This window comes from Bacillus sp. Medicinal_06, assembly GCF_056711665.1.
Window position 1 is genome coordinate 71,141 of the sequence record NZ_JBWYHD010000011.1, and the last position, 25,220, is coordinate 96,360.

General features: G+C 33.1%; 21 protein-coding genes and 7 pseudogenes. 5 read left to right on the top strand and 23 right to left on the bottom strand.

Annotated elements, in window-relative coordinates; translation table 11 throughout:
- Positions 1-159: 159 nt before the first annotated feature.
- Positions 160-477, top strand: a complete 318-nt coding sequence (locus AC1M36_RS22315; RefSeq protein ID WP_336451057.1) for a winged helix-turn-helix transcriptional regulator — start codon at positions 160-162, stop codon at positions 475-477.
- A 345-nt stretch (positions 478-822) separates the two neighbouring features.
- Here the strand turns inward: AC1M36_RS22315 and AC1M36_RS22320 are convergent, their stop codons facing one another.
- The 5 genes from AC1M36_RS22320 to AC1M36_RS22340 form a co-directional block, all read right to left on the bottom strand.
- Complete coding sequence (locus AC1M36_RS22320; protein WP_479846213.1) at positions 823-1,422, bottom strand: nitroreductase family protein; 600 nt, start codon at positions 1,420-1,422, stop codon at positions 823-825.
- 466 nt (positions 1,423-1,888) lie between these two features.
- Positions 1,889-2,962, bottom strand: a complete 1,074-nt coding sequence (locus AC1M36_RS22325; RefSeq protein WP_336451055.1) for a WD40/YVTN/BNR-like repeat-containing protein — start codon at positions 2,960-2,962, stop codon at positions 1,889-1,891.
- 144 nt (positions 2,963-3,106) lie between these two features.
- The gene (locus AC1M36_RS22330) at positions 3,107-3,526 is read right to left on the bottom strand and encodes a MarR family winged helix-turn-helix transcriptional regulator (protein WP_336451054.1); all 420 of its coding nucleotides are present in this window, start codon (positions 3,524-3,526) and stop codon (positions 3,107-3,109) included.
- A gap of 243 nt (positions 3,527-3,769) precedes the next feature.
- Positions 3,770-4,609 (bottom strand): aldo/keto reductase, encoded by an 840-nt coding sequence (locus AC1M36_RS22335; protein ID WP_336451053.1) that lies wholly within the window; start codon positions 4,607-4,609, stop codon positions 3,770-3,772.
- 16 nt (positions 4,610-4,625) lie between these two features.
- Positions 4,626-5,840: an MFS transporter gene (locus AC1M36_RS22340; RefSeq protein ID WP_336451052.1), complete on the bottom strand. Its 1,215-nt coding sequence runs from the start codon at positions 5,838-5,840 to the stop codon at positions 4,626-4,628.
- Between the two features lie 438 nt (positions 5,841-6,278).
- Here AC1M36_RS22340 and AC1M36_RS22345 point away from each other — a divergent pair.
- A pseudogene (locus AC1M36_RS22345) lies at positions 6,279-6,625 on the top strand (winged helix-turn-helix transcriptional regulator).
- Positions 6,626-6,696: 71 nt separating this feature from the next.
- On the opposite strand, the gene AC1M36_RS22350 reads toward AC1M36_RS22345, so the two are convergent.
- Positions 6,697-7,173: a heme-degrading domain-containing protein gene (locus AC1M36_RS22350; protein WP_420792329.1), complete on the bottom strand. Its 477-nt coding sequence runs from the start codon at positions 7,171-7,173 to the stop codon at positions 6,697-6,699.
- A gap of 639 nt (positions 7,174-7,812) precedes the next feature.
- Between AC1M36_RS22350 and AC1M36_RS22355 the strand changes: the two genes are divergently transcribed.
- The gene (locus tag AC1M36_RS22355; RefSeq protein WP_336451050.1) at positions 7,813-8,295 is read left to right on the top strand and encodes a VOC family protein; all 483 of its coding nucleotides are present in this window, start codon (positions 7,813-7,815) and stop codon (positions 8,293-8,295) included.
- A 315-nt stretch (positions 8,296-8,610) separates the two neighbouring features.
- On the opposite strand, the pseudogene AC1M36_RS22360 reads toward AC1M36_RS22355, so the two are convergent.
- The 5 genes and pseudogenes from AC1M36_RS22360 to spxA all read right to left on the bottom strand — a co-directional run.
- Positions 8,611-9,552: pseudogene (locus AC1M36_RS22360) on the bottom strand (SLC5/6 family protein); the annotation flags it as partial.
- A gap of 396 nt (positions 9,553-9,948) precedes the next feature.
- Complete coding sequence (locus AC1M36_RS22365) at positions 9,949-10,284, bottom strand: IDEAL domain-containing protein (RefSeq protein WP_336451049.1); 336 nt, start codon at positions 10,282-10,284, stop codon at positions 9,949-9,951.
- A 155-nt stretch (positions 10,285-10,439) separates the two neighbouring features.
- Positions 10,440-10,853 carry an Rrf2-family transcriptional regulator SaiR gene (gene saiR, locus AC1M36_RS22370; RefSeq protein WP_336451048.1) on the bottom strand — a complete coding sequence of 138 codons (414 nt, stop codon included), beginning with the start codon at positions 10,851-10,853 and terminating at the stop codon, positions 10,440-10,442.
- Positions 10,854-11,075: 222 nt separating this feature from the next.
- Positions 11,076-11,210 carry a BA3454 family stress response protein gene (locus tag AC1M36_RS22375; RefSeq protein WP_336451047.1) on the bottom strand — a complete coding sequence of 45 codons (135 nt, stop codon included), beginning with the start codon at positions 11,208-11,210 and terminating at the stop codon, positions 11,076-11,078.
- Between the two features lie 47 nt (positions 11,211-11,257).
- Positions 11,258-11,653 (bottom strand): transcriptional regulator SpxA, encoded by a 396-nt coding sequence (gene spxA, locus AC1M36_RS22380; RefSeq protein WP_336451045.1) that lies wholly within the window; start codon positions 11,651-11,653, stop codon positions 11,258-11,260.
- A 613-nt stretch (positions 11,654-12,266) separates the two neighbouring features.
- Here spxA and AC1M36_RS22385 point away from each other — a divergent pair.
- Positions 12,267-12,604 (top strand): annotated as a pseudogene (locus AC1M36_RS22385) (winged helix-turn-helix transcriptional regulator).
- A 256-nt stretch (positions 12,605-12,860) separates the two neighbouring features.
- Here AC1M36_RS22385 and AC1M36_RS22390 read toward each other — a convergent pair.
- From AC1M36_RS22390 to AC1M36_RS22410, 5 genes and pseudogenes are all read right to left on the bottom strand, one after another.
- The gene (locus AC1M36_RS22390) at positions 12,861-13,598 is read right to left on the bottom strand and encodes a GntR family transcriptional regulator (protein WP_336451044.1); all 738 of its coding nucleotides are present in this window, start codon (positions 13,596-13,598) and stop codon (positions 12,861-12,863) included.
- 42 nt (positions 13,599-13,640) lie between these two features.
- Entirely contained in the window at positions 13,641-14,702 is a 1,062-nt protein-coding gene (locus AC1M36_RS22395; RefSeq protein ID WP_336451043.1) for an oxidoreductase, read from the bottom strand.
- A gap of 454 nt (positions 14,703-15,156) precedes the next feature.
- Positions 15,157-16,329: pseudogene (locus AC1M36_RS22400) on the bottom strand (class I SAM-dependent methyltransferase).
- Positions 16,330-17,261: 932 nt separating this feature from the next.
- The gene (locus tag AC1M36_RS22405; RefSeq protein WP_336451042.1) at positions 17,262-18,284 is read right to left on the bottom strand and encodes an NADH:flavin oxidoreductase/NADH oxidase; all 1,023 of its coding nucleotides are present in this window, start codon (positions 18,282-18,284) and stop codon (positions 17,262-17,264) included.
- Between the two features lie 222 nt (positions 18,285-18,506).
- The gene (locus tag AC1M36_RS22410; RefSeq protein ID WP_336451041.1) at positions 18,507-18,935 is read right to left on the bottom strand and encodes a MarR family winged helix-turn-helix transcriptional regulator; all 429 of its coding nucleotides are present in this window, start codon (positions 18,933-18,935) and stop codon (positions 18,507-18,509) included.
- A gap of 466 nt (positions 18,936-19,401) precedes the next feature.
- Between AC1M36_RS22410 and AC1M36_RS22415 the strand changes: the two are divergent.
- Positions 19,402-19,695: pseudogene (locus AC1M36_RS22415) on the top strand (DDE-type integrase/transposase/recombinase); the annotation flags it as partial.
- 95 nt (positions 19,696-19,790) lie between these two features.
- On the opposite strand, the gene AC1M36_RS22420 reads toward AC1M36_RS22415, so the two are convergent.
- From AC1M36_RS22420 to wrbA (AC1M36_RS22450), 7 genes and pseudogenes are all read right to left on the bottom strand, one after another.
- Entirely contained in the window at positions 19,791-19,976 is a 186-nt protein-coding gene (locus AC1M36_RS22420; RefSeq protein WP_336451411.1) for a hypothetical protein, read from the bottom strand.
- 618 nt (positions 19,977-20,594) lie between these two features.
- Positions 20,595-21,572 (bottom strand): ring-cleaving dioxygenase, encoded by a 978-nt coding sequence (locus AC1M36_RS22425; RefSeq protein ID WP_479846214.1) that lies wholly within the window; start codon positions 21,570-21,572, stop codon positions 20,595-20,597.
- 91 nt (positions 21,573-21,663) lie between these two features.
- Positions 21,664-21,807, bottom strand: a pseudogene (locus AC1M36_RS22430) (ring-cleaving dioxygenase); the annotation flags it as partial.
- Positions 21,806-22,161: pseudogene (locus AC1M36_RS22435) on the bottom strand (FGGY family carbohydrate kinase); the annotation flags it as partial. The pseudogenes AC1M36_RS22435 and AC1M36_RS22430, both read right to left, overlap by 2 nt.
- Before the next feature lie 278 nt (positions 22,162-22,439).
- Positions 22,440-23,054 carry an NAD(P)H:quinone oxidoreductase gene (gene wrbA / locus AC1M36_RS22440; RefSeq protein ID WP_336451039.1) on the bottom strand — a complete coding sequence of 205 codons (615 nt, stop codon included), beginning with the start codon at positions 23,052-23,054 and terminating at the stop codon, positions 22,440-22,442.
- A 134-nt stretch (positions 23,055-23,188) separates the two neighbouring features.
- On the bottom strand, positions 23,189-24,277 hold the full coding sequence (locus AC1M36_RS22445; protein WP_336451038.1) for a low temperature requirement protein A: 1,089 nt from the start codon (positions 24,275-24,277) through the stop codon (positions 23,189-23,191).
- 250 nt (positions 24,278-24,527) lie between these two features.
- A complete protein-coding gene (gene wrbA / locus AC1M36_RS22450) occupies positions 24,528-25,193 on the bottom strand; it encodes an NAD(P)H:quinone oxidoreductase (protein ID WP_336451037.1) in 666 nt (221 codons plus the stop codon).
- Positions 25,194-25,220: the final 27 nt, after the last annotated feature.

Sequence of the window (25,220 nt, forward strand, 5' to 3'; positions counted from 1 at the left end):
GCTATTTAAAGAAAAGAATCGTTAGTAATATAAAATAACTTAGTTACTTTATGTAAGTTATTATATATTTGTAATTGATTTACGTAAAGTAATTAATCATAAAAATATTTGTTACTAACTATAAGATGTTGTATAATTTCTTTTAGGAGGTGAAGGAAAATGAATGATTCTACATTATGCCCTCGCTTTGAAAAAGGAATGAAATTTTTTAGTCAACGATGGACAGCACTGATTATTTACCAACTTTTCTCTGGATCTCAGCGTTTTTGTACGCTTGAATCTTCTCTTCCTGTCAGCGGGAGATTACTTTCTGAAAGATTAAAGGAATTAGAACTAGAAGGAATTGTCGAACGTAAGGTCTTTCCTGAGACACCAGTTCGTATAGAATATTCTTTAACTCAAAAAGGATTTGCTTTAGAATCCATTATTCACGGAATAGAAAAATGGTCCCAGGAATGGATAGAACTTGAGGAATAGTATAAAAGCTTTTTCGTATATAGTTTTAAGTGATCAAATTACGGATATCTATAATTAAAACGCTAGCTTTTCAAGCATTTATGAAAAGCTAGCGTTTTTTAATGACTAAAAGAATTACGGATATCCCCTTAATCATTTATACTTTTGGATGAAATTATTCTTAATAAAATAAACTTTAAGAAATGAAACAATGCGATCAAAACGATCACCTTGTTCTTTTTAAAAATACAATAGTGTTTTTAAAAACTTTTATAATACATACCCTATTAATAAAAAGAGCGAATAAACTTTCTGTAACTAAACAGCTTTATTTTCAAACCACAGTGAGGTTATTAAATTTGAATATTACTTATGAAATTTCACACGCTCTTCAAGCGGTTGGAATTCTTTTTCACCTGGTGCAGCTGTCGGGTTACCAAATGGCATTTGCGCAATAAGTTTCCAATTAGCAGGGATATTCCATTCTTTTTTCACTTCATCGTCAATTAATGGATTATAATGTTGTAAAGATGCCCCTAACCCCTCTGCTTCTAATGCCGTCCACACAACTAATTGGTGCATACCTGATGCTTGGTTTGACCAAATTGGGAAGTTTTCAGCATATAAAGCAAATTTTTCTTGAAGTGATTTAACTACAGCTTCATCTTCAAAGAATAATACTGTTCCATAACCAGCTTTAAAGGAATCCATTTTTTGTTGAGTTCCTGAAAAATCTCTCTCTCCAACTGCTTTTTTTAATGTTTCAGTTGTAATATCCCATAATTTATTATGAGCTTCACCAGATAATACAACTAATCGCGCAGTTTGAGAATTGAAAGCTGACGGAGTATATTTCACAGCAAACTCTACGATTTCTTTAATTCTTTCATCTGATACTTGTACCTCTTTATTAATCCCATAGTAAGTACGTCTTTCTTTCAGTGCAGTATAGAAATCTTTTGTCATAATTTATCTCCTCCTAATTCCTAATATCCTTCAAAATAATATATCTCGAAGACAATAAGAATTTAAATTATTAAATTTTTTCAATGATTAGGCTCATAGCACTAATTGCCAATCATCCTGAATCTAAATAACCCACTTCTGACCCAAGCCAATTCAGTGTTACCTAAGAACGCCTTGTAGAATCATTGATAAGATTTAATTATCGTTTGGTACTATTTTATCCATTCTCTATTAATGTATCCTGCGTGTTTCATATTTACACAATTATGAACTGTAGCTACTATTATCATCAAATTTCATCTTGAATCGACATGTCTTAAATGAGAAATAGTAATGTTAAATTGATTCATTATAGTCAACAAGAAAGCCAGGAAGCATTAATAATGCATTACCTGGCTTATTATCTTTAAAATTTATATTTAATTAAACATTTCTAATGAATAGTAGTAAAAACTATTCCCATCACTTATTTAATGATTAGCATCTCATAAGGATGTTGTTCCATAAATCTTTTCTCCCAAGGAATCTCTAATGATGTCCAATTTAAACCGCCATCTAATGATTGATAAACCCCTTTATTGCTAAACAGATAGAACTTCCCATCGTTTGTTGCCTTTAAAACTGGTATTATTGTACCTTTAGGAGTTGGTAAACCTGAATTCATTTCCGTCCAAGACTGATTTTTTTCTTTCCTATAAATAAACGATTCACAATTTCCATTATTGTAATCATGCGCTACGTGTGGATTTGAAGATGTCGCAATAATAATATTTTCTGGATCAGTTGGATTAACTGCCATTTGATATGCATAATGATGATTTAATCCACTAGAAATATAGTTCCAAGTCTTACCTCCATCATAACTTTCCGCATACTCTTGACCTGGCTTCTTCAAGAATGAATCACCTAAAACACCATATAAACGATTTGGAGCATTGTGATGTGATTTGAGAACATGGATATCTTGAGGGTAATTCCCCTCTTTTTCTTCAGTCCATGTAATACCACCATCTACACTTTTGATTAATCCCCCTACCTCAATGGTCGTATAAATGGTTTCTGGATTATTAGCATCAATTTCAATATGTTTTACATGGTGCGTATATGTTCTTTGAGGAAAGAACCATGATGAATAAGATGGCATTTGTCGATAATCAGTTAACAATTCAAAACTGTCTCCTCCATTCTTGGATACAAACATTGCACTTGGTTCAGTTCCTACATATACGATCCCGTTACCGTCATCACCCTTCGATGGAGATACAGAAACTGCTGTAATAGATCTCATATTAATAGCATTAGCTGGGAACACTTCACCAAAAGAAGGTAATGTCCCAATTGCTTCCCATGAACTTCCTCCATCTATGCTTCTCCATAATCCCCTATCAAAAGTACCACAATACATTCTTTCTGGGTCGTATGGATCTGAAGCTAACGCAACTGGATTAGCACCTACAAACTGCGATTGGACGCTCCATGTTGAGTCTTTTTTTTCTGCAATTACAAGTTCTCTATCAAACGCTAATATCAATTTTTCCATAACTAAAATCTCCTCGTTTCATGATCTATCTACTGTATTATTTAGATTTTGGACGTTACAAGTTAAGAGATGACATTTATATGCTATAGCACATAAATGGTAAATTTTATTCCTTATAAAATATATTTCATAAGGAATGTCTGACTAATAACTTACATTATATAATTTATTTAACAATACCTTTAACTGTTGAACTTCTTCGCTAGTTAAACCACTTGTTACAAAATCGTTAGCATTTTTAACTACAGGTAGAATATCTTTTTTTATCTCTTCACCCTTTTCAGTCAAAAAAATGTAATGTGAACGTTTATCATGTTCATTAAAATTCTTCACGACAAACCCTTTTCTCTCCATAGAATGTATCATTCTTACAATCGTACTATGATCTTTATCAATCGTTTGAGCTAGATCCTTTTGGGTCATACCCCTTTGGCTATCAAGAATACTTATAAGACTCCATTGTTCCGGAGTAACACCATAAGGCTTTAATTGTTTCATGAAATAATTTGTTAACTTCACATCAGTACGATGAACAAGATATCCTGTTAAATCATATAAGTCCATATGCCACCTCCAAATAACTTATAATATATGTGCTACAGCACATATATTATAGAATGCATTATTATATGTCAAACTTTATACTGTCTCAATTCATTCTGTTTCAGAATTATTTCTCTAGATAGCCTAACACAATTCAATAGTTATGATATAAACGATATTCAAGAAAGAATAAGCTTAAACACTTTCTTGAATAGAACATATAAAAAAAGAGTGCAACTTTTGCACTCTTTTTACTTATTTTTATTAGAAATCGAAGTTATCAGGATCTGGACCAACGCGGTGATTTTCGTTTAACGCATCGATTTTTTCCATCTCTTCTTTTGTTAATTCAAAATTAAATACATCAGCATTTTGGGTAATGCGGTGTTCTTTCGTTGATTTTGGAATTGTGATCACTCCATTTTGTAGATCCCAGCGTAAAATAACTTGCGCTGTTGTTTTACCGTGTTTATCAGCAATTTCTTGTAGTGTTTCGTTATCTAATAATTGACCTTGCATAAGTGGTGACCATGCTTCCATTTGAATACCTTGTTCTTTACAGAAAGCTTGTAATTCTTTTTGTGTTAAACGAGGGTGGTACTCTACTTGGTTAATCATCGGTTTAATTTCTGCATCTTTTATTACATCTTGCAGGTGATGGATTTGGAAATTACTTACGCCAATTGCACGTACGCGGTCTTCTTTATAAAGTGTTTCTAACGCTCTCCACGTATCTTTATATTTCCCTTCTACAGGCCAGTGAACAAGATATAAATCTAAATAATCTAGTTCTAATTTTTTTAAGCTCTCTTCGTATGCAGCAATTGTTTCTTCATATCCTTGATCTGCATTCCATACTTTTGAAGTAATAAATAATTCTTCTCTTGAAATCCCAGTTGCTTCAATACCTGCACGGATTCCTTCACCTACAGCTTTTTCATTTCCATAAATTGCTGCGGTATCGATACTGCGGTATCCTGCTTTAATCGCTGCTTTAATCGCTTCTACAAGTTCTGGTCCTTCTTCTACTTTAAATACACCTAAACCGAACCAAGGCATTTCTACACCGTTATGCAATGTTGTTTTACTTTGTAAATGTTTCATTTTATTTTCTCTCCTTTTATTTTACTTGATCTCGTTTTTCTAATGCCATACTCCACGCTGTTAAAATAACAGCTCCTACTACCATAATGCCGCCTACCCAAGCGGTATGAATTAACCCTAACGAGTTCGTTACAATACCGCCTAAATAAGCACCAAGAGCAATCCCAGCATTAAACGCCGCAATATTAATTGCCGATGCAACATCGACAGCACTCGGTACAAATCGTTCAGCTAACATTACGACATATACTTGTAGCCCTGGAACATTCATAAATGCGAATAGTCCCATAAAAATAATTGTGATTAACCCAGCAACTTTAAATGGCGCTGTAAATGTTAAAACAAATAATATAATCGCTTGAATAAAGAACATGTAAAATAGCGCTCGAATTGGATTATGGTTCGATAATTTCCCGCCAATCACATTCCCTATCGCGATTGCGATTCCATACACTAACAAAATGATAGTAACTGTATTTGTTTTAAATCCTGTTACCTCTTGTAATAACGGAGATAAATACGTAAATGTTACGAATGTTCCCCCATATCCTAATGCGGTAATGATGAAAACAAGTAACAGTCTTCCGTTCGTAATCAGTTTAAATTGATCACGAAATGATACAGACATACCTTTTTTCATATTAGATGGAATTAGAATACCATTTGCGATTAAGGCTATAACTCCAATTACCACAATTGCCAAAAATGATGTTCTCCAGCCAAATTGTTGACCAATAAATGTTCCAATTGGTGCACCTGTAATAGTCGCGACTGTTACTCCAGTAAACATAATTGCAATTGCGCTAGCACGTTTATTCTCTGGTACAAGTGCTGCAGCAATTGTTGAACCAATTGACATAAACACACCATGTGCAAGTGCAGACACAATTCTCGCAATAAGTAATACAGCGAAGCTTGTTGCGACTGCTGCGATTCCGTTACCAATAATGAAAATAATCATAATCCACATTAATAACGTTTTTCGTGACATATTAGCTGTTAACGACGTTAATACTGGAGCACCAAATGCTACGCCTAACGCATATAAAGAAACAGTTAAACCAGCTGTTGTAACCGAAACATGTAAATCTTCTGAAATAGATGGTAATAAACCGACACTAACAAATTCAGTTGTTCCAATCCCGAACGCACTAATTGCTAGTGCTAATAAAGCAAATATACTTCTTCGACTCGTATGAACTTCTGAAGAAGATGCTGTATATGAATTCAATTGAGTTCCCCTATTCCCTATAATTCCCATCATAATAGTGTGATAAAAAGGCCCTTTTATCTTCTAAAAAAATATATTTAATATCTACAAACGCTATTATGAATAGTTTTATTCTTTTTTTAAAGAACGCACTTTAAAGTACTATAGGTACTTTTTAGTACCGTACTACTAACGTTTTTCTTACATGAACCATTATGAAACATATTCAACATAATAAAAAGTACATACTTTAAAATGCTGTAGATACTAAAAAGTAACATAGTTAGTTACTAGTACCGTAATGTTTGTTTTGTTCTTACATGTGCTATTATGAATGATATTTAACATAATAAAAAGTACGTACTTTAAAGTACTATAGGTACTAAAAAGTAACATTTGCATAGTCTAGCTTATTTTGTTCAAAAACTGAACTCTACATTCACCAAAGGAGGGGTTGATATGAAGAAATACAATCTTCCTGTAGAGGCAACTTTAGAAGGAATCGATTGAAAATAGAAGGTTGTTCTCCTTTGTCACTTAACAAAAGGGACAAAACGAACAAGTAAATTAAAAAGTTTAATGCCTGATATTACACAAAAAAATACTAACATAGCAATTACGCAAACTGGAAGAAGACGGTGTAATCCAAAGAATAGTGTACAACCAAGTACCACCGAAAATAGAATATTCTTTAACTAACTACGGTTGGTCTTTAGAGTCCATACTAGATTCTCCTTGTACTTTTTGGGGAATGTCATCTCGAAAAGAATGGAAATACGTCCATGCTCATTACAGCTGACGAATAATAAAAAAGGCAAAAATGAACAGAAATATGTTCATTTTTGCCTTTTTTATTTAACCATTAAAATTACTTACATTATTGGTTTAAATGATTTTTAACTGCTCTTATAACCAATTCATGATCTTCTTCTGGTGGTAATCCTGAAACTGTTACCATTCCAACAACCCCTACGTTTTTTATTTGGATCGGAAATGATCCACCAAACGCAGCATATTCCGAGGCATCTAAACGGTATTTTTCATGATATGGGACTCCAGTTATTTCACTTTGTATCTGCATATAATACGAGCTATGATTATGCAGGGAAACGACTCGTTTTTTACGCTCAATCCATTTCGTATTTTCCTCAGTTGTCCCTGTCATCTTGAAATGAAATAATTGCACACCATTTTTTGTTATATCAACAGCAATCAATTTTCCCTCTCGCTTTGCTGTTTCAACGATAAATAAACCTAATTGCAAGGCATCCTCATTTGTAAAAGAGGAAAATTGAAGTGTTTCCTCCTCTATTAAAATTTGTTTACTTATTTCACTCATATTTGAAGTACTCATATCTTTAACCTCCATAACTGTTTTATGCTACACCGGCATTTTTTGAAATTATTAGGCTCTATAGTACAACCTTTCAATCATTTTGAATCTAAATAAACTGCTGTAACATCGTTGGTAACTAGTACTGTAAAGCTTGTTTTCTTCTTACTGGTGCTATTATGAATGATATTCAACACAATAAATAGTACGTACTTTTCAGTGCTATAGGTACTTTTAAGTACTATCCTACTTATCCCCCTCTTACGTAGGCTATTATGAAATATATTTAACACATTAAAAATGTATGTACTTTTAAGTGCTATATGTATTAAGCAATACTCTTTTTATTATTAAACTTTTTTGCTCAATGGCTGTAATCCAAATTCATCAAAGTTTTTTTATCAAGATAAACGAAAAATAAAAAGAACCTAGCCGATACTAGATTCTTTTCTGGTCAAAAAACACTCCTATATTTATCGTGTCTTTATTCATAATAAAGACACGATACATTTACATAAGTTACGATTTCATGTACAAACTCTTTCCTGTCTTGTTACAAAAGACTTAGAATAGAACTTCTACTAAAGGCTCATTTTAATTACAGTAAAACATTGGTGAAAAGAATAAATTACACCACCTAAAAAATAGGAGGCAACAAAGATGAGTGAAAAAACAGCAGGATTCTCACAAGTAAATCACGTTGGAATTACTGTGAGTAATTTAGAAAAATCTATCGTTTTTTATGAAGCATTAACAGGTAAAAAAGTATCGAACATCGATGAAATTGGCGGAAAGAGAATGGCGCAAACCCAAGGACTTGAAGATACTCGTATTAAGTATGCCAACCTTCACTTAGATAATTTGAATATCGACATTCTAGAATATGTTGTCCCTAAATCAGATAAAGCATCTTACTCAAATGATCAAATTAGTGCGATGCATCTTTGTTTTGAAGTAGAAGATATTGATGCCGCTGTAGAACGCCTAAAAGCAATTGGGATAGAACCAGATGGAGAGCCAATTGTCTTTCAAGAAGAAGACGGCTTGAAATCTGGATTTGGTACAGGAGTTGCCTACTTCCGTGATCCAGATGGTACTAATTTAGAGCTAATTGCTCCAAAAGGTCCATTTAGAAGGGATTAATTAAAATATATTAAGCTGTTTGCACATTTTTATAGCGCTACAATGACTTTACGAAAAGATACTATATTTTACTCATGTGAATACCGAAACAGCCACCTTATGTGAAAGGTGGCTGTTTGTCGCTAATCGCAAAAATTAACGTTTAAGTTGATAGATTGGAGACGGTATCCTCTTATGGTTGGATTAAAAAGGACAAACGCTCCAATGTGAGAAGTTTGTCCAAAAACTTTTTCATTTAACAAAATAAATAAAATTCAATTCTACTAGGAATTTTTCATGTCCCACTATTTTTGCACCAAAACCAACTATAGTGAATTAGAATAATGACTTAATACTTGCTAGGACAGTAAGTACACCTACAACAATGACAAATACATTGCTCATTTTCCCTCTGTATTTAGCTAGTACTGGTACTTTACGGATTGCATACATCGGTAATAGACATAAGATAGCAGCAATTAACGGACCGCTAAGAGAATCAATAAGTTCAAGAATACTTGGATTTGTATAAGCAACAAACCAGCATGTTAATACGACAAAAGTAAGGGTCATTGTCTTAATTGTTTTTTCTTCTATATCTTTTCCACGTGTTTTACCAAACTTCATAATCATGTCACGCATTACCTCATATGCTCCTATATAATGACCAAGGAAAGACTTTGTAATAGCTACAAAAGCAATGATTGGAGCTGCAATAGTAATTACAGGCGAATTAAGCTCATTAGCAAGATATGAAAGAATTGATAAGTTCTGTTCTTTTGCCATTTTTAAATCATCTGGGGTCAAACTCAGCGCACTGCTCCAAACAAAGAACATAACAACAAATGTCATGATATAACAAACTTTTTGTATTTGAGCACATTTGGCATCAGTAGCTTCTATTCCATACGTAACCCTCTGTTTCACAACAAATGATGAAATAAGAGGAGAATGATTAAATGAGAATACTATGATTGGTAGTATCATCCATATCGTTCCAAAATATCCTGTTCCTGTTGAAGCAGTAGAAACACTTGAAAAACTAAGCATTGACGTATTCCACTGTGGAATCAAAGATATTGCGATAAAAAGTAAAGAAGCTATGAAAGGATATACTAGCATGCTCATTATCTTTACAGTAATATCTTGACCAAAATTTAGTATAGCTATAAGACCAAACACTAATACAAGCGATAAAATGGCCCTTGGAGGCTCTTTCATGTGCAATTGATTCACGATAAAACTACTTGCAGTATTTGTAAGTGCAACTGAATACATATATTCCTCTTTATTGAAAGATCTTATTTTAGACACGAAAGCTATTGTGATAAATGATTGATGTAGATGAAAAGAAATAATTTTCAAAATATAAAAACCGAAATTTAGGATATATATTATTGAATTCCTATACACTTTTTAGAGAAAGACAATTACTTTAATACAAAATTTCGTTCTGAGGTGCTATAAAATTTGATGGGTATGTGGAGAAAATCCAATATAGGGCGAAATAAATTATTGTTAATTATAAAAAAACAGGATAGACCTTTTCAGGCTATCCCGCATACTTTGTTCACCAAATCATATTCTATTTCATTATGGTATCCTACCTCTTAACTTAAGTTTGCAAATCATATTACTACACTTCATCTAGATCCCCTGATTTAATGGAGCTTTTTAAAATCTCCCATTAACTAGCTCTTTTATCGAGTTTAATTTTGAAGAAAGCTCAATAAACCATTCTTCATCTCCAGTTAATAATGCTAGATCTATAAGAAACAAAATTTGTTCCTTATTTATTGCCTTTGATTCAGGGAGTTTGTTAACGTGTTTACTAAAAAATGAAATTGTTTCGTTTATTGTGTACTTGTTGTCACGTTTCACAATAATAACTGTAACTACGCCATCTACGTCATCAAGTGATGCAATGTAACCAACTATTAATTCACCTTCATTTGATATTCCACGAACCCAATCTCCTATTTTTAAAATATGATTATTATTTGACATCATACTTTTTCACCTTCTTACAAATAATTTTTGTATTAATAAAATAATTTCTTAATTTTTAGTACCGACAAACAAAATATAAAAACTAAATTCAACTGTAATATTTTCCGTTACACTTAAGTGTTAAGAAATCCACGGCTATATAACATTCAAATCGCTTATCGTTCTTTATTGATAAGATCAAAAACTTCTTTCATTGTATAGTTCTTTAAATATTCACCTAGATGTTCTTCAGCACCTAAGAAAATAGTAAAAAGGACTTTTCGCATATTCGAACCTACAATACACTGTTCATTTGATTCAGGACACTTAGGTTGCAAAGCACCTTCTGAGGTTATCTGATAAATATGCCAAAGATTAACTTCACTTAAATCCCGAGCAAAAATAAAACCGCCACCAGTTCCCTCTTTTGATTGTATAAACTTGTGTTTTTTTAACAAACTAAGCACTTTGCGAATGCGTACTGGGTGAACACCTGCACTTTCTGAAATAGCATTACTTGTTGACATCCGGTCTGGCTGTATAGCTAGATAAGTTAAACTGTGAATGGCCAAGGTAAAGTCGCTGTTCATGGTTTTCCTCCTACGATATAAAATATTATTTCTCGCTTATTAACATACTGTAGCCACAAATATTATAGATAGGTTTGTGAACGTTAAAATATATATGAATAATTCTTACATTGAAGAAATAAATTCCTTCATATTCTATACGAGCTCACCTATGACTATTAGTTTCATTTAGCTTTTTGAACTACCTTTTATCATTTATTCTTTTTAAGTTTGAACATACATTTAAAAACTCCACTGTTTCTTAACTTGTTCTTCTGCCAACTGTTTAATTTTTGTCCATATCGTATCTTTGCTCACAATAACATTTGTTTGATAATTTCTATTGTTATAATTAACTGTAACAAATACTTCAATCATCTCCTGTTTCCTCCTTTCAAAAAACTTTTACTTAAAAATATCACTTATTAATTAGCCAATTTTTGCAATTCAATGTTCAAAAATGTTCGAACACTACGTGGTATAAATTTACGAATTTCTTCCTCATTAAAACCAATCTGCAATCTTTTTTCGTCCAGCATAATTGGCCGGCGCAACATTTGAGGATACTCAATTATTAATTTATAAAATTCATTAAGCGAAAGCGCCTCGATATTTATATTTAATTCCTGAAAAGTTTTGGATCTAGTTGAAATAATTTCAGTAGCACCATCTTCAGTTAAACGAAGAATTGATTTAAGTTCATCGACCGTCATAGAATTTGATACGATTTTTTTTTCAATATAATCAATTTGATGCTCCTCAAGCCATGCTTTTGCTTTCCGGCATGAACCACAGCTTGGTGTCGTATATAGAATTACCATATTTTACACACTCCTTTAATATTTTTTATCAAATGTATTAAAAAAAATTACAGTTTAGAATCAAATTCACGTAATGTTATTTATTCGGCAATATTTAATTTATCTTAACTATCCATTTCTTTTTAAAATGCTACTTCAATAAAATTAATGTAACTACATTTTATTGACAATGACAATTTACTTCCAAAAAACATACTGTAAATTTAAACTTTACAGTTCTATTAATCAACTGTTAAATGTTGGATTAATTCTATCCACGTAACAAATCGTTTTCTTTTGTGTGACTTTCCCAATAAAATGGATGCTAACCAATTCCAAATGTACTTTAAAGTATATTTTATTCATTTCTTACTTACATGTGCTATTATTGAATATATTTAACATAATAAAAAGTACGCACTTTAAAGTGTTATAGGTACTAAAAAGTAACATATGAACTTTCTAATACATTTCTGCTTACTCCCTCTCTTACATCGATTATTATGAACTATATTTAGCACAATAAAAAGTACGTACTTTAAAGTGTTATAGGTACCAAAAAGAAATAATTTTAGTACGAAAACGTATTTAGCCCCAAAACTGTAATCTAAATTCATCAAAGGAGGTTTTTTTAATGAAAACATACAATATTCCTGTAGAGGCTACTTTAGAAGTTATTGGTGGAAAGTTGTTATCCTTTGTCATTTAAAGAAAGGTACAAAAAGAACGAGCGAATTAAAACGTTTAATGCCTGGTATTACACAAAAGATGTTAACACAACAATTACGTGAACTAGAAGAAGACGGTGTAATTCAAAGAAAAGTATATGACCAAGTACCACCGAAAGTGGAGTATTCTTTAACAGATTACGGTTCGTCTTTAGGATCCATACTCGATTCCCTCTGCACTTGGGGAGAAGTTCATCTTGAAAAAAACGGGAACACGTCCATGCTTATTACAACCGACGAATAATGAACATATTATTTTTCATTATTTACTTTACAATCTGATTTAAATACTCAATTTTCATACCAAAAATGACTGTTTGGCTGTTAGTATGAAGAAAGTGATACTAATTTTATAATTCTATGCACATAGAAGAGACGGAATCTGATTTAAGATTCCGTCTCTGTTTATATAGATCCTGAATCGTTCCATTGAATGTGTAAAATATATTGAAGACATAAAAAAACAGGTCAGGACAAAACTCATCCCAACCTGTTTACGTTTATGACTCTTTATAATTTTTTGCAGTAATGACTGTTTCAAATTCAAAGGTTTCTGGCAGATGGTCGGCGTAAGAGTATTCGAAAGTGCGTCCATCCGTCAAGTAGGCTACCTGTTCAACTCGCATTAGGAAGTCCTGATTGGTTAAGTTCATAAACTGCTTTTCCCTATCATCTGGACGAATTCCTTTTACCCTGACAACGGATGTCCCCACTTCAAGACCAAGTTTTTTTTGAATGTGCGAGTATATCGACTGCTCTAAAACCGAAGCTTCAATACCTGGTATGACCGAAATTGGCATCCATGTATGCTCCATAATCGTCGGAATACTGTGAATGATACGGAGGCGAATGATTTTATAGACAAAATCGTCGACTGAAATCCCCAATTTTTCAGCAATGATTTCATCGGCACCGACAATCATAAACTCGATAATTTTACTTTCTACCTCACTGCCGTAAACAGCTTTTGTACCTGTTAAAGTTTGAATCATTCGTGCCTTTTCCTGCTGACGCCAATCTTGAACCACCGTTCCGCTGCCGCGCCGGCGGATGATATAGCCGTCTCTAACTAGCAGGTCCAGCGCCTTTTTAATGGTAAGAGTTGAAACGCCGAATTCTTCAGCAAGGACGGGGCTACTTGGGATTTTTTCGTTAATTTTATACTCGCCGTCTAAAATTTGCTGTTTAATTTTTTGATAAATGCCGAGGTATTTTACTTGAGTTGATCCGCTTGCCATTCCCCTACCCCCTTTATGCTTTATTTTCTGCTTAGCTACCTTCTATTCGTTCCAATTTAAAGCCTCAAGTTTGTAAACTGAAGGTGATAATGCAGCAAATCCGTTTTCCAAGATTTCAATATTCGTTACCGCTTCTTCGTCTTTCACAAGTTTTGTTGCACCATTTACGATTGTTTCATACGCTGCATCATAGAAGCGACCGTAATCACCAAGCGGCGTTTTAATTTGCTTTTCAATCCAGTCACCGTTCGCGTTGCGATATTTAGCAACTCCATAGTACATCGGTGAATCTTCACCAAACCCTGCACTCTCAGGCATAATACCTGCTTTCAAATCATTTTCCTGCTGATCTTCACCATATTTAATAAATGATCCGTTTGTTCCATGAACGATAAAGCGCGGATAATCTTTTGCTACAACATGGTTGGTTTTCAGTTTAATTTTCAATTGATTTCCGTAATGTAGACCAACATCGAAATAGTTATCAACCGCACCTTCCACTTCATTATTGCGAATATCGTATGTCACCGTATCCGGACGACCGAATAGTGAAATCATGCGGTCCATCGTATGGATACCTAAACTGTAAAATGAACCTTCATCTTTTGGACCTTCGTGAGTGATTGAACCAGGGCGGAAGTAATCAATGTGCGATTCAACCTCAATAATATCACCAAGGAATCCTTGTTCAACAACTTGTTTCACAGCTAAGAAATCACCATCAAAACGGCGGTTTTGGTAAGGCATAACTACTACACCTTTTTCACGCCCTAAAGCTAATAATTCTTTAGCATGTTCAACCGTATCGCAAAATGGTTTTTCAACGATAACTGATTTCCCAGCAAGTATAACTTTTTTTGCCAATTCGTAATGCGTGTGTGCTGGCGTACAGATCGTCACTAATTGAATTTCTTTGTCATTCAACAATTCGTCCAAATCAGTGGTGAAGTAAACACCTTTTTCCTGATATGGAGCCGCTAATTCTTCATTAATATGTCGGGCAAAAATTGTTTTTACTTTTATATTTTTACGTGTTTTTACATAAGGTAAGTGATAACGGTTAGCTGATTTCCCAAACCCGATAAAGCCCATTGTTAATGTCATGTTCTTCAACTTCCTTGCTCATAAATTTTCGTTCCTATATTTATTATATATTTTCATAATAAAAAGTATATAGTTTTGTTTTTTAAATTATATATTAAACAAATCATGAACTTGTAGTATGCAAATGCCAACTATTTTTATTATTCTCTATCGCGGTGACCGTTTGCCGCGTAATATCACACACTTTTATACACTACACTTGAGTCATGTCCATTTCTTTACGTATTATTTCAATTTTATTCTCCATTAGTCTCCCGCTATCTCTTATAGTTATAGAAATCGCAAAAGCAATTTACATTTTCAACATGCTGAAAAGCCCCTAAATATTAAATAAAAAAGGTCGAGACAAAAATCATTTTCGATTTTCATCCCGACCTTTTACTATAGGTTATGGACCTATGAATTTATACATTGCTTGAACTTGATAAGTGAAGAGCTATTAGATTATATTCTCTTATTCATACATATAAGAGCGTGTCATAGGAATTGTATCATTAATGCCTTTTATAAATACAAATTGATGTAAATCAATATTACCTGTAAAGAATGAAGCTGCACATGCATTTAAATATAAGCGCCACATACGAATGAATCGCTCATCTTTCGTTTTGCGAACTTCCTCCAATACATTTTCAAAATTTTGAGACCAATGCTGTAATGTTTTACCGTAATGTCTACGTAAGCTTTCAACATCAACAATAAAAAATTGTTCGTTTGTCATGTTCGTGATTAATTCGTTAACAGCAGGAACATATCCACCAGGGAATATATATTTTTCAATCCAACCATTCGTAGCGCCACCATTAGTTGGAGAAATAATACAATGCAGAAGAGAAATTCCACCGTCATTTAGTAGTTTATTCACTGTCTCAAAGTATTGCGTAATGTTGTCCTTTCCTACATGTTCAATCATGCCTACACTAACAATTTTATCAAATTTACGATTCTGAATATCACGGTAATCGAGTAAAGATACTTCAACTAAATCTGTAAGTCCCTCTCGCTTAATTCGCTCGGAAGTCTTTGCATATTGCTCCTCACTTAATGTTACTCCCATTGCTTTAACGCCATATTGTTTCGCGGCAGCCGTAATCAGCTCACCCCATCCACAACCAATGTCCAATAAAGTATCACCTTTCTGAAGATTTAACTTCTTTAAAATATGATTAACTTTATTATGTTGAGCTGTTATTAGGGAATCGGTATCGCTTTGGAAATACGCACAAGAATATGTCATTGTTTCATCAAGCCATAGTTTATAGAAATCGTTCCCAATATCATAATGGTGAGCAATATCTTCTTTATTTTTTTGTTTTGAGAAATTCCATTTACTTTTGAAATATTGCAATTTACTATTACCTAAAAAGCTATCCTGCCTTTTATAAATAGATTGAATTGCTTTTTCAAGGTCACCTTGTATTTCAAGATCACCATTCAAATATGCCTCACCGAATGCGATAGAAGGGTCCTTAGCAATCTCCTTTTTTGATAGAGGCTTATGGAATGTTACATAAAATTGAGGTTCCCCTTCGCCCTATTGTATGGTCTCTCTATTCCAAAGTTTAATTTGAACAGGGTCTGAAAAGAGATTTTTGAGTATTTTTTTATAAAAAAGTTCTTCAACCATATAAACATCTCCTACTAAAAAGTTTTAAGAAACTACCATTAAACCCGCAGTTCTAACAGAAATTTGTAAACATTGAAATATAAGTGGTAACTATCCTACACCGATAAACTTTGTTATTCCAATTGCCAATATACTTCAGTTTTATCTAAAGTTATTTTGTCTCTTCCTAATCATCGCTTTACGTATCATTGAAATTACTTATAAAAACAACAGAGTAAAGCGAAAGCCAACTGACAAATACTATTATGAGATATATTAATTACAAAGAAAATTACGCACTTTTTAGTGCTATAGAAACAAAAAAGTTCTATAGATACTTTTTTGTTTCTATTAATTTAGGTTCATATTGATGAACCTAACGCATGATGGTCGTATGAGCGATAGATAAGCCTCATCCTTCCATTATTTCTACCAAACCCTGAAAACTTAGGTTGTGCTGTAAATAAAACAACATCAAACTGATAGTGCTTCTATTTGAACAATTTTTCCTTTTTATACCGATCACACACTTTGTTTTAAAGTAATAGTATCAGTATTTCCAAGGTTTAGAAATTAGTTTCAAGTCAGATGAAATTTTCAAACCCGAACCATTCATTCTATATATCAAATGGAGTATGTATAGATGTAACTTAAGAAAATCAGTCAACCCTTAAATAACTTTATATTAAAATAATAAATTACATTGATTATTTTGTTTCAAATACAACAACCATCTATCTGATTACTGATAGATGGTTGTTAGAAATGTTGAAAAGATGAAATTTTCTCTTTTTATCTGATTTTTAAAGAATAGTATGTGGCTATAGAGCCAAAAAACGCTTCATATTTATTTCAACATCAAAAAATCAAATTTCATACACGAAAAAATAATCCACTTGTTATTGAGAATAACTTTTTTATTCCATTTGGGAATTGCATAAATAAAACTCATCTCAAAAACCAGCTATGTACTGTGCTGGTACATTAATTTCTTTTTTTAGTTTACTAGATGCTTCTAGTGTCCAATAAGGATTACGTAGCATCCCTCGTCCTACTGCTACAAGATCTGCATCCCCATTTCCAATAACAGTATCTGCTAACACCGCTTCATCTAATCTTCCAACTGCAATAACTGGAACATTAAGAGCATTCCTGATTTCTCTTGCTAATGTTACTTGATAGCCTGCATGTGTACCTGGTTTTCGAAACGGACTAATAGGACCTTCTCCGCCTGAACTGATGTGGAAAATATCAACTCCTGCTTTTTGGTATTCTTTTGCCAATTCAATACCTTCCTGAATGTCATATCCGCCCTCAACATATTCTTTTGCAGATATACGCATCACTAATGGCATATCTCTTGGCATTTCAGATTTAGCAGCTTTGAGAATTTCTCTACCAAATTTAGTGAGTTCTTTTCCATATTCATCCTCTCTCTTATTCGTTATAGGAGAGTGAAATTGATGAATCAAATATCCATGTGCACCATGTATTTCAATTACATCAACTCCTGCTTTTACTGCACGTTGTACAGCCCTACGAAACTTTTCAATCATCTCTTTTACTTCACCTGTCGAAAGAGATCTAGGTGTTTTTGAATTTTCATCAAATGGAATGGAAGAAGGTGCAACAGGTATTTCTGCATCTTCCGCTTTCCTTCCAGCATGTGCGATTTGAATCCCTACTTTAGTTCCATACCTATGACAAGCTTCCACAATTCGTGCTAAAGCTGGAATTTGTTCATCTGACCATAATCCTAAATCCTTATCTGTAATTCGGCCATCAGGCTCTACATCTGTCATTTCAATTATAATTAAGCCCGCACCACCAATTGCTCTACTAACATAATGTAAATAATGCCAATCTGTTGCAATACCGTCCCCCTTGTCAACTGAATATTGACACATTGGTGGCATTACGACACGGTTTTTTAATTCTAATCCTTTCAATTTATAAGGACTAAATAAATGATTCATAATAATATCCCCTTTTAAATTAATTGTATGCGCATGCATTTAATTTATCATTATGCTTTATTTTTTGTCAATGTATTCATACATAAGCAATATTGAAAGTATACGTGGTAATATAAATTAAAAAAATAGCCCTAGTAAATTTTACTGGGCAAAAAACTATTCATTCCTATTTAAACAAATACATATAATTTTCCTTTGCTTAAATTCAAGGTGAAAATTACATTATATTTTCTGTATTAATGACTGGATTTCAAGTTGAAGATGTTTATTTGAAAAAGTAGTATGAATAATCTTGTGGAAGGTATGCAAACAATTTTGTAATTTTTCTTCGCCTTTTGCAGTCAAACTTGTATATATCCCTCTACGGTCATCTTCACATATATGTCTTTCTAAAACTCCACAGCTTTTTGCTTCTAATCTATTTACTAGCCTTGACATCGCACTCTGACTCAATCCAACCATTTCTTGTAATTGTTGTAGTCTTAACCTTTTATCGATTGTTTGAGATAAAAAATAAAGAACATAAAACTCATTTAATGATAAATTATATTGTTTTTGCAAAGCACGCTCTAATTCATTAGTTATGCCCATTTGAATATTAGTAATGGCAAGCCAATTATTTACAATTTCATTCGTTTGATTATTTTCCATATTTATTCCACCTGTTCTATCCTAATAATCCTACCTTACTTTAAACTCTAAGAAGTATTTCAATGTGATGTTTAAGAACTATTATTGTATTCTATACCAAATTACTTCTACAACTATTGTGCAAACGGTGCAGAGGGTGTATTCCCACTTTCAATACATCTTTTTATCGTATCATATAGGTTTAATATACCGCTATGAGAAACATTCATTTTAACCGTCTTTAGTTCTATATTTATATTTGTGGCAGTTACCTTTTATAATAAACCATATACACTAAAAAATGTATTATAAATAAGAAGTATGCTAAAACCAGTAAAGAGACTACTATAATCTACCTTGTAGTTTCTTTATTAATTTTCATATTCAGTTTCTATTAAAAATTTGGTTTTGGTGCAAAATTTCTGCTGAATTGAAACTAGTCTCTAAATCTTGGACATATCAATACTAGAACTCTATAAAGAGACGTAATCAGTATAGTCCTGAATTAGATAAGCGAGTACGGCATCATCTTAAGTCAACCAATGATTCTTGGCGAGCCAATGAGACATATGTGGAAGTCAAAGGTCATTGGATCTGCTTATATCGTGCAGTCGATTCGGGAGGAAATACGATTGACTTTTATTTAAGTAAATCCAGAAATACCAAAGCAGCCAAGCGCTTTTTCAAAAAAGCCTTTGCTGTTCGCTATTGTACAACACCACGTGTCGTTAAGATTGATAAAAATCCAGCATATCCTTTAGCGATTGAACAGTTAAGAAAATAAAAGGAGATGAATGTTTTCATATCTTTGAATATTTATAATTGCACCCTCATTATATTTATCTTTAACATTTGCTTAATTATGATATCTATATATTACACATTTTCATCTCCACCTACACCATTGACATGGTCTTTGACTTTCGTAACTTGTCCATCCGCATCACATTCAAATGTAAATGAATCTTTTTCATCTCGCTTTTCACCAATAACGCGATTTGCAGAATCATAAACAGATTCTAAAATTGATCCATTTGGTGTTTCTTTAATTTCTAAATACACACAAGTAGGAGCCCCTCACCTGTTCGAATAAAGGTAATATTAGCATCGTCTGCAGATATTAACAGTAAATTATTTTCTACATCTCGCCCAACTCTTTCTTCTAAACTACTAAACCAACCTTTATCTATACATCGAAATCGTCGCAGTTGCAATAACACTTTTAGTGTTCATCTCCCAATATATCAAACAGCAATATGTGAGTTTGACAGTTCTTGCATTAATTTTAAACTGTTCGCTTACAAGTTGGACAGGAAGTTGGCAAAATACACTGGGTTTATTTAAATCAGTTTTTATAATGCCTCTCTCCAGAATATTGGAGATTATTCTTGTACTGTTGCTAGCGGGAATCATGTAAATGGAAGTCTCTTAAGATCTTCTGAAGAGACTTTAAAAGTTTTTACAATACGTTTATTTTATCTTAACAAAGGGTGCTTTCATGTACAGAAAAATACCCCTTCAGTCTACAACCATTTTTTCACAGCCTAATACTTTTTTAATCAAACATAAGTGACGAAAACAAAAAAATAACTCCAAAATTAACTTCCATTATCAATTTTAGAGTTATTTTATATTCAAATTTTCTTCATAAATATCTATTCGGTTAAATATGTTTCTTTTTTACTCTTTAATGAATTCCTTAGTGCTTCTCACTGTATCAATTGAGCGAACTAATTTTTCTATTTCTGCACGTTTTGGCTCTAAGAATGGAGGTAAAGATAGTTTTTCCCCCAGCGTTTCATAAGGTTCATCTCCCATAAAACCAGGTCCATCTGTCGCAAACTCAAATAAAATTTGTGGTGCAACTCTTGCGTATAATGACTCAAAAAAGTGACGATTTACATAGCCGGATGTATGGAATCCAAAACTACTCATCCGCTCAATCCATTCCTCTAATACGGAGCGATCCTCTACGCGGAATGCTGCATGGTGCACTGTACCAAAACCTTGTTGGGCTTCAGGAAGAATCACATTATGTTCTACAATGACAGAGGCACCATTTCCACCTTCTCCTACTTCAAATAAGTGGAATGCTCCTTCTTGATCATTCTCTTTAAATAATAGAACTTTTTCTAACATTTCTTTGAAGTAACTAAGATTCGCGATACGAACAAAAACAGGTCCTAAACCAGTAATTGCATATTCCAATGGAATTGGCCCCTTTTGCCAAGGTGTACCTGATTCCACCCCTTTATTGAATTCATCTGATATCAATTGATATTGTTGATCATCAAAATCAGAGAAAGAGAGAGTTTTCTTGCCAAATTGCTCTTTAATTCCAGTATGTTGCACTTCGAGACGATCAAAACGTTTTACCCAGTATTCCAATGCTGCATCACTTGGTACTCGGAACGATGTCTTTGAAATCTCATTTGTACCGTGTACGCCTTTCGGAATGCCTGGGAAGTCAAAGAAAGTCATGTCCGTTCCTGCACTTCCTTTATCATCCGCAAAAAATAAATGATAGGTTTGAATATCATCTTGATTTACCGTTTTTTTAACTAGACGCATTCCTAAAACATGAGTAAAAAATTCATAGTTCTTTTCTGCACTACTTGTAATAGCTGTAACATGGTGTATTCCTTTTAGTTGGTTCACTTTATATTCCTCCAATAGTTTTAATTTATACTTTACAGTTGTACTTTTTCTTCTAGACCTTTGGATTTGTCAATATAACATTTTCCCATTATTACTTCTCTTCAATAGGAGATAATTTTGCTTCAATTTCTACTCGCTGTTCCTCCAAGAACGGCGGTAAATCAAATTTCTCTCCTAAATGTTCCACGTCTCTATCAATTGTAAATCCTGGTCCATCTGTCGCAATTTCAAAAAGATGCTATAGAATAATCAATTACATATTCCTTAAATAACTTATACAAAATATACTCTTTGATAGAAATGAATTTATAGCTTTTTGTGAATAATTCTGTATGCTCGTTCTCAAGCCAAACTAATTTCAAAAGCGGTGACATAGGATGGATTGATGTCCCAGTACGAAGGTAAATTTCATGACCATTCATCTCATTCTTTATTTTCTGTGCCCAGCGTGAGCTTCTATTATCTGCCCAAGTGATACATCTCGTTAATCTACAGCACTGACACTATACATTGCTGAACTAAAAGAAATACAAAGAATATCAATAGGCTGTATATTACTTGATCGTATAGTTTCTTTAATTGTAAGGATATTCAATCCCATGGCTTGAAATAAAGAATGCTCTTTTTAGTATATTTCTACGTTGATAATATACCCATATACGCTCAAGCATTCACCGAATTAATCGAAGAGACTGCTTTCATAGTATCTACTGCTAACTACATTTGTTCATTTTATAATTGTCAGTAGAAAAGAAGTATTCAATGTAATTAATTTCATTTTTTACAAATAGAAGATATAAAAATTTTATTGAGAATAAAGAATGAAACAAAAAAGCACCAATCTCGCTTCTTGATTGGTGCTCTTTCTTATTGATTTGCTTTTTTAACCATCTCAGCAACAGTTACGGTACGCTTTGCCTGATGCTTTACTGCACCTCGTACATTTTCTTTCATTTTCCCATCTTGATCCACTGTTACACTAGTTCCATAAGGATTACCTCCAGCAGCAAATGTCACAGGGTCTGTATATCCAGGGGTTACTACAATCGCTCCCCAATGGTACATTGTAGTATATAAAGAGTGAATAGTCGCTTCTTGTCCTCCATGAGGATTTTGTGCTGAGACCATTGCACTCACTACCTTATTTACTAGTTTTCCATTAAACCACAGCCCACCTGTTGTATCAAGAAATTGTTTCATCTGAGCAGGCATGTTTCCAAAACGAGTTGGTACACTAAAGATAATTGCATCCGCCCATTCTAAATCATCAAGAGAAACTGTAGGGACACAAACTGCGACTTCTTCAACGTAATTCTTCCAAGCTGGATTCGACTCGATTGCTGACTGTGGGGCAAGTTCAGGAACTTTTAATAATTTCACTTCTGCTCCTAACTCTTTTGCACCTTCTATTGCCCATTGTGCTAATTCATAGTTAGTACCTGTGGAACTGTAGTAAATAACAGCAAGTTTTACTTTTTCCATTCGTTACACCTCGACTAATCAAATATCAATACCTTTAGCATTATTTCTTATTTTTCCAAACCATATGCATTGAAAAATTATAAATTTTCTAGTTTTAATACAAATGTAATTTAAAATAAATTTAGTATAGATTATTAAATTGTTACTTTTGTATATACGAGGAAGAAAACAGCTAACTGAACAAAGATGAGAATGTTTGGAACCACAATAAACAGGTCAAATAATAAAAAGGTAAACAAAATACACATAAATAAACCTAAATGGTAAATCTTCAGTCGATTCTTGACAAATCGATATTTATGAAAAATAAGCGTAGTTGACAAGAAATAGATAAAAGTAGATATGAAAACTAAAATTACTAAAAATAAATAATGAATATCCTGTGAAAATGCTAATTGAATAGTTGATGCAATTATGCTTAAAGACATATAAATAAATAAGTGCCCATAAATAATTGCTTGCCCAGTAGTTTCTAATTCTTTATCGACCTTTTTTTCAACATTATCGAAATATTGCCACCACATAGTAATAACAATTGTAAATGATACAAGCACAAAGCTAATCGCATCCCAACTCCCTTTTTCTGGATGCAAAACAGCAATTAAGCTGACAATTGATTCCCCAAATAAAATAATAGTAAAAAGGCCAAATCTTTCTAATAAATGCGGGGTATTTGTTGGTGCTTTAATCAAGTATCTTCGACCCAAAATAGGGACAATAATATCAATAAAAATCCCTAGATATAAAATAAGATATCGAACCCATGAATCAAGGAAAATAGAACATAAAGATACTGCAATTCCTATTAAAAATCCATATCCTAAATATTCAGCTGCCTTTTTGCGTGAGCCGTTTTCTTGTTTGCTAATCCATATATATTGCATAGATGTAAAAAATCGAATACCAACATACCCTATAAGGAAGGAGACATAATACTGATCAAAATTCACAGATAGGCTGGCCGTCATTAAAATGATAAAAAGCATTTGAATAATCATAAACCATCGTTGAGCGACACAATCTTTACCAAACCTGTTAACGTATAAAGATTGGCCTACCCATGCCCACCAAATAGGAACGAAAATTAATATAAATTTTAATAAATACTCGAATGGAATAATTCCCTGTTCTAAATGGAGCAACAAATGTGTCGCTTTTGAAATAGCAGCCACAAAAATTAAATCAAAAAATAGCTCCAGCCACGTTACTTTTTTCTCTTCCATCAATGCTTTCCTCCCACAAAATTTTTATACCTAACCTTTGGTCAATATATCAAGGGAACTTGTTTTCAAAAATGCAAAATCTTGTAGTATATCCCAATCTCATATTGATTCAATGATTACCTAAAGGTCTCTGTAAGCTTTTATAAATATAAAATCCAGCCTTTATTATCAGTAAAAACATAGGCTGGATTGTTTGTGTTTTGAATAAATTGTACGCTATTTCAGTAATAAGAAAATTCCTTAGTACTTTTTATTGATTTGCTTTCTTTACCCACTCTGCAACAGTTACTGTACGCTTCGCTTGATGTTTTACAGCTGCCTGTACATCTTCAATCATCTTTCCGTCTTGACCAACAGTAACACTAGTACCATATGGATTTCCACCTGCACCAAATGTTACAGGATCCGTATATCCAGGTGCAGCCACAATTGCTCCCCAATGATACATTGAAGTATATAATGATAAAATTGTTGCCTCTTGTCCACCATGAGGGTTTTGTGCAGAAGTCATCGCACTAACAACTTTATTTACAAGTTTTCCACTGAACCATAATCCACCTGTTGTATCTAAAAATTGTTTCATTTGTGCAGGCATATTCCCAAAACGAGTTGGTACACTGAAAATAATTGCATCTGCCCACTCTAAATCACTTAATGTTACCTCAGGTACATCCTTAGTCGCTTCAATGTGTGCTTTCCAAGCTGGATTTCCTTCAATTACAGATTGTGGAGCTAATTCTGGCACTTTTAATACTTTTACTTCTGCACCAACTTCTTTTGCACCTTCCTCAGCCCACTTTGCTAGTTGATAGTTTGTTCCACCCATGCTGTAATAAATCACTGCTAATTTTACATTTTCCATCGTTTTTTCCTCCTTTATTGATGAATTCCCAAATAACTTGGATAAAATCCCCATTTCATTACACCTACCTATTTTTTCACT

Bases quoted from the DNA above. Each gene is read 5' to 3' on its own strand.
- AC1M36_RS22350 (WP_420792329.1), bottom strand. From the start codon at position 7,173: ATGAGTACTTCAAATATGAGTGAAATAAGTAAACAAATTTTAATAGAG.
- AC1M36_RS22355 (WP_336451050.1), top strand. From the start codon at position 7,813: ATGAGTGAAAAAACAGCAGGATTCTCACAAGTAAATCACGTTGGAATT.
- AC1M36_RS22315 (WP_336451057.1), top strand. From the start codon at position 160: ATGAATGATTCTACATTATGCCCTCGCTTTGAAAAAGGAATGAAATTT.
- spxA (WP_336451045.1), bottom strand. From the start codon at position 11,653: ATGGTAATTCTATATACGACACCAAGCTGTGGTTCATGCCGGAAAGCA.
- AC1M36_RS22395 (WP_336451043.1), bottom strand. From the start codon at position 14,702: ATGACATTAACAATGGGCTTTATCGGGTTTGGGAAATCAGCTAACCGT.
- AC1M36_RS22335 (WP_336451053.1), bottom strand. From the start codon at position 4,609: ATGAAACATTTACAAAGTAAAACAACATTGCATAACGGTGTAGAAATG.
- AC1M36_RS22365 (WP_336451049.1), bottom strand. From the start codon at position 10,284: ATGATGTCAAATAATAATCATATTTTAAAAATAGGAGATTGGGTTCGT.
- wrbA (WP_336451037.1), bottom strand. From the start codon at position 25,193: ATGGGGATTTTATCCAAGTTATTTGGGAATTCATCAATAAAGGAGGAA.
- AC1M36_RS22445 (WP_336451038.1), bottom strand. From the start codon at position 24,277: ATGGAAGAGAAAAAAGTAACGTGGCTGGAGCTATTTTTTGATTTAATT.
- AC1M36_RS22375 (WP_336451047.1), bottom strand. From the start codon at position 11,210: ATGATTGAAGTATTTGTTACAGTTAATTATAACAATAGAAATTATCAA.
- AC1M36_RS22330 (WP_336451054.1), bottom strand. From the start codon at position 3,526: ATGGACTTATATGATTTAACAGGATATCTTGTTCATCGTACTGATGTG.
- AC1M36_RS22390 (WP_336451044.1), bottom strand. From the start codon at position 13,598: ATGGCAAGCGGATCAACTCAAGTAAAATACCTCGGCATTTATCAAAAA.
- AC1M36_RS22325 (WP_336451055.1), bottom strand. From the start codon at position 2,962: ATGGAAAAATTGATATTAGCGTTTGATAGAGAACTTGTAATTGCAGAA.
- AC1M36_RS22410 (WP_336451041.1), bottom strand. From the start codon at position 18,935: ATGGAAAATAATCAAACGAATGAAATTGTAAATAATTGGCTTGCCATT.
- saiR (WP_336451048.1), bottom strand. From the start codon at position 10,853: ATGAACAGCGACTTTACCTTGGCCATTCACAGTTTAACTTATCTAGCT.
- AC1M36_RS22405 (WP_336451042.1), bottom strand. From the start codon at position 18,284: ATGAATCATTTATTTAGTCCTTATAAATTGAAAGGATTAGAATTAAAA.
- AC1M36_RS22320 (WP_479846213.1), bottom strand. From the start codon at position 1,422: ATGACAAAAGATTTCTATACTGCACTGAAAGAAAGACGTACTTACTAT.
- wrbA (WP_336451039.1), bottom strand. From the start codon at position 23,054: ATGGAAAAAGTAAAACTTGCTGTTATTTACTACAGTTCCACAGGTACT.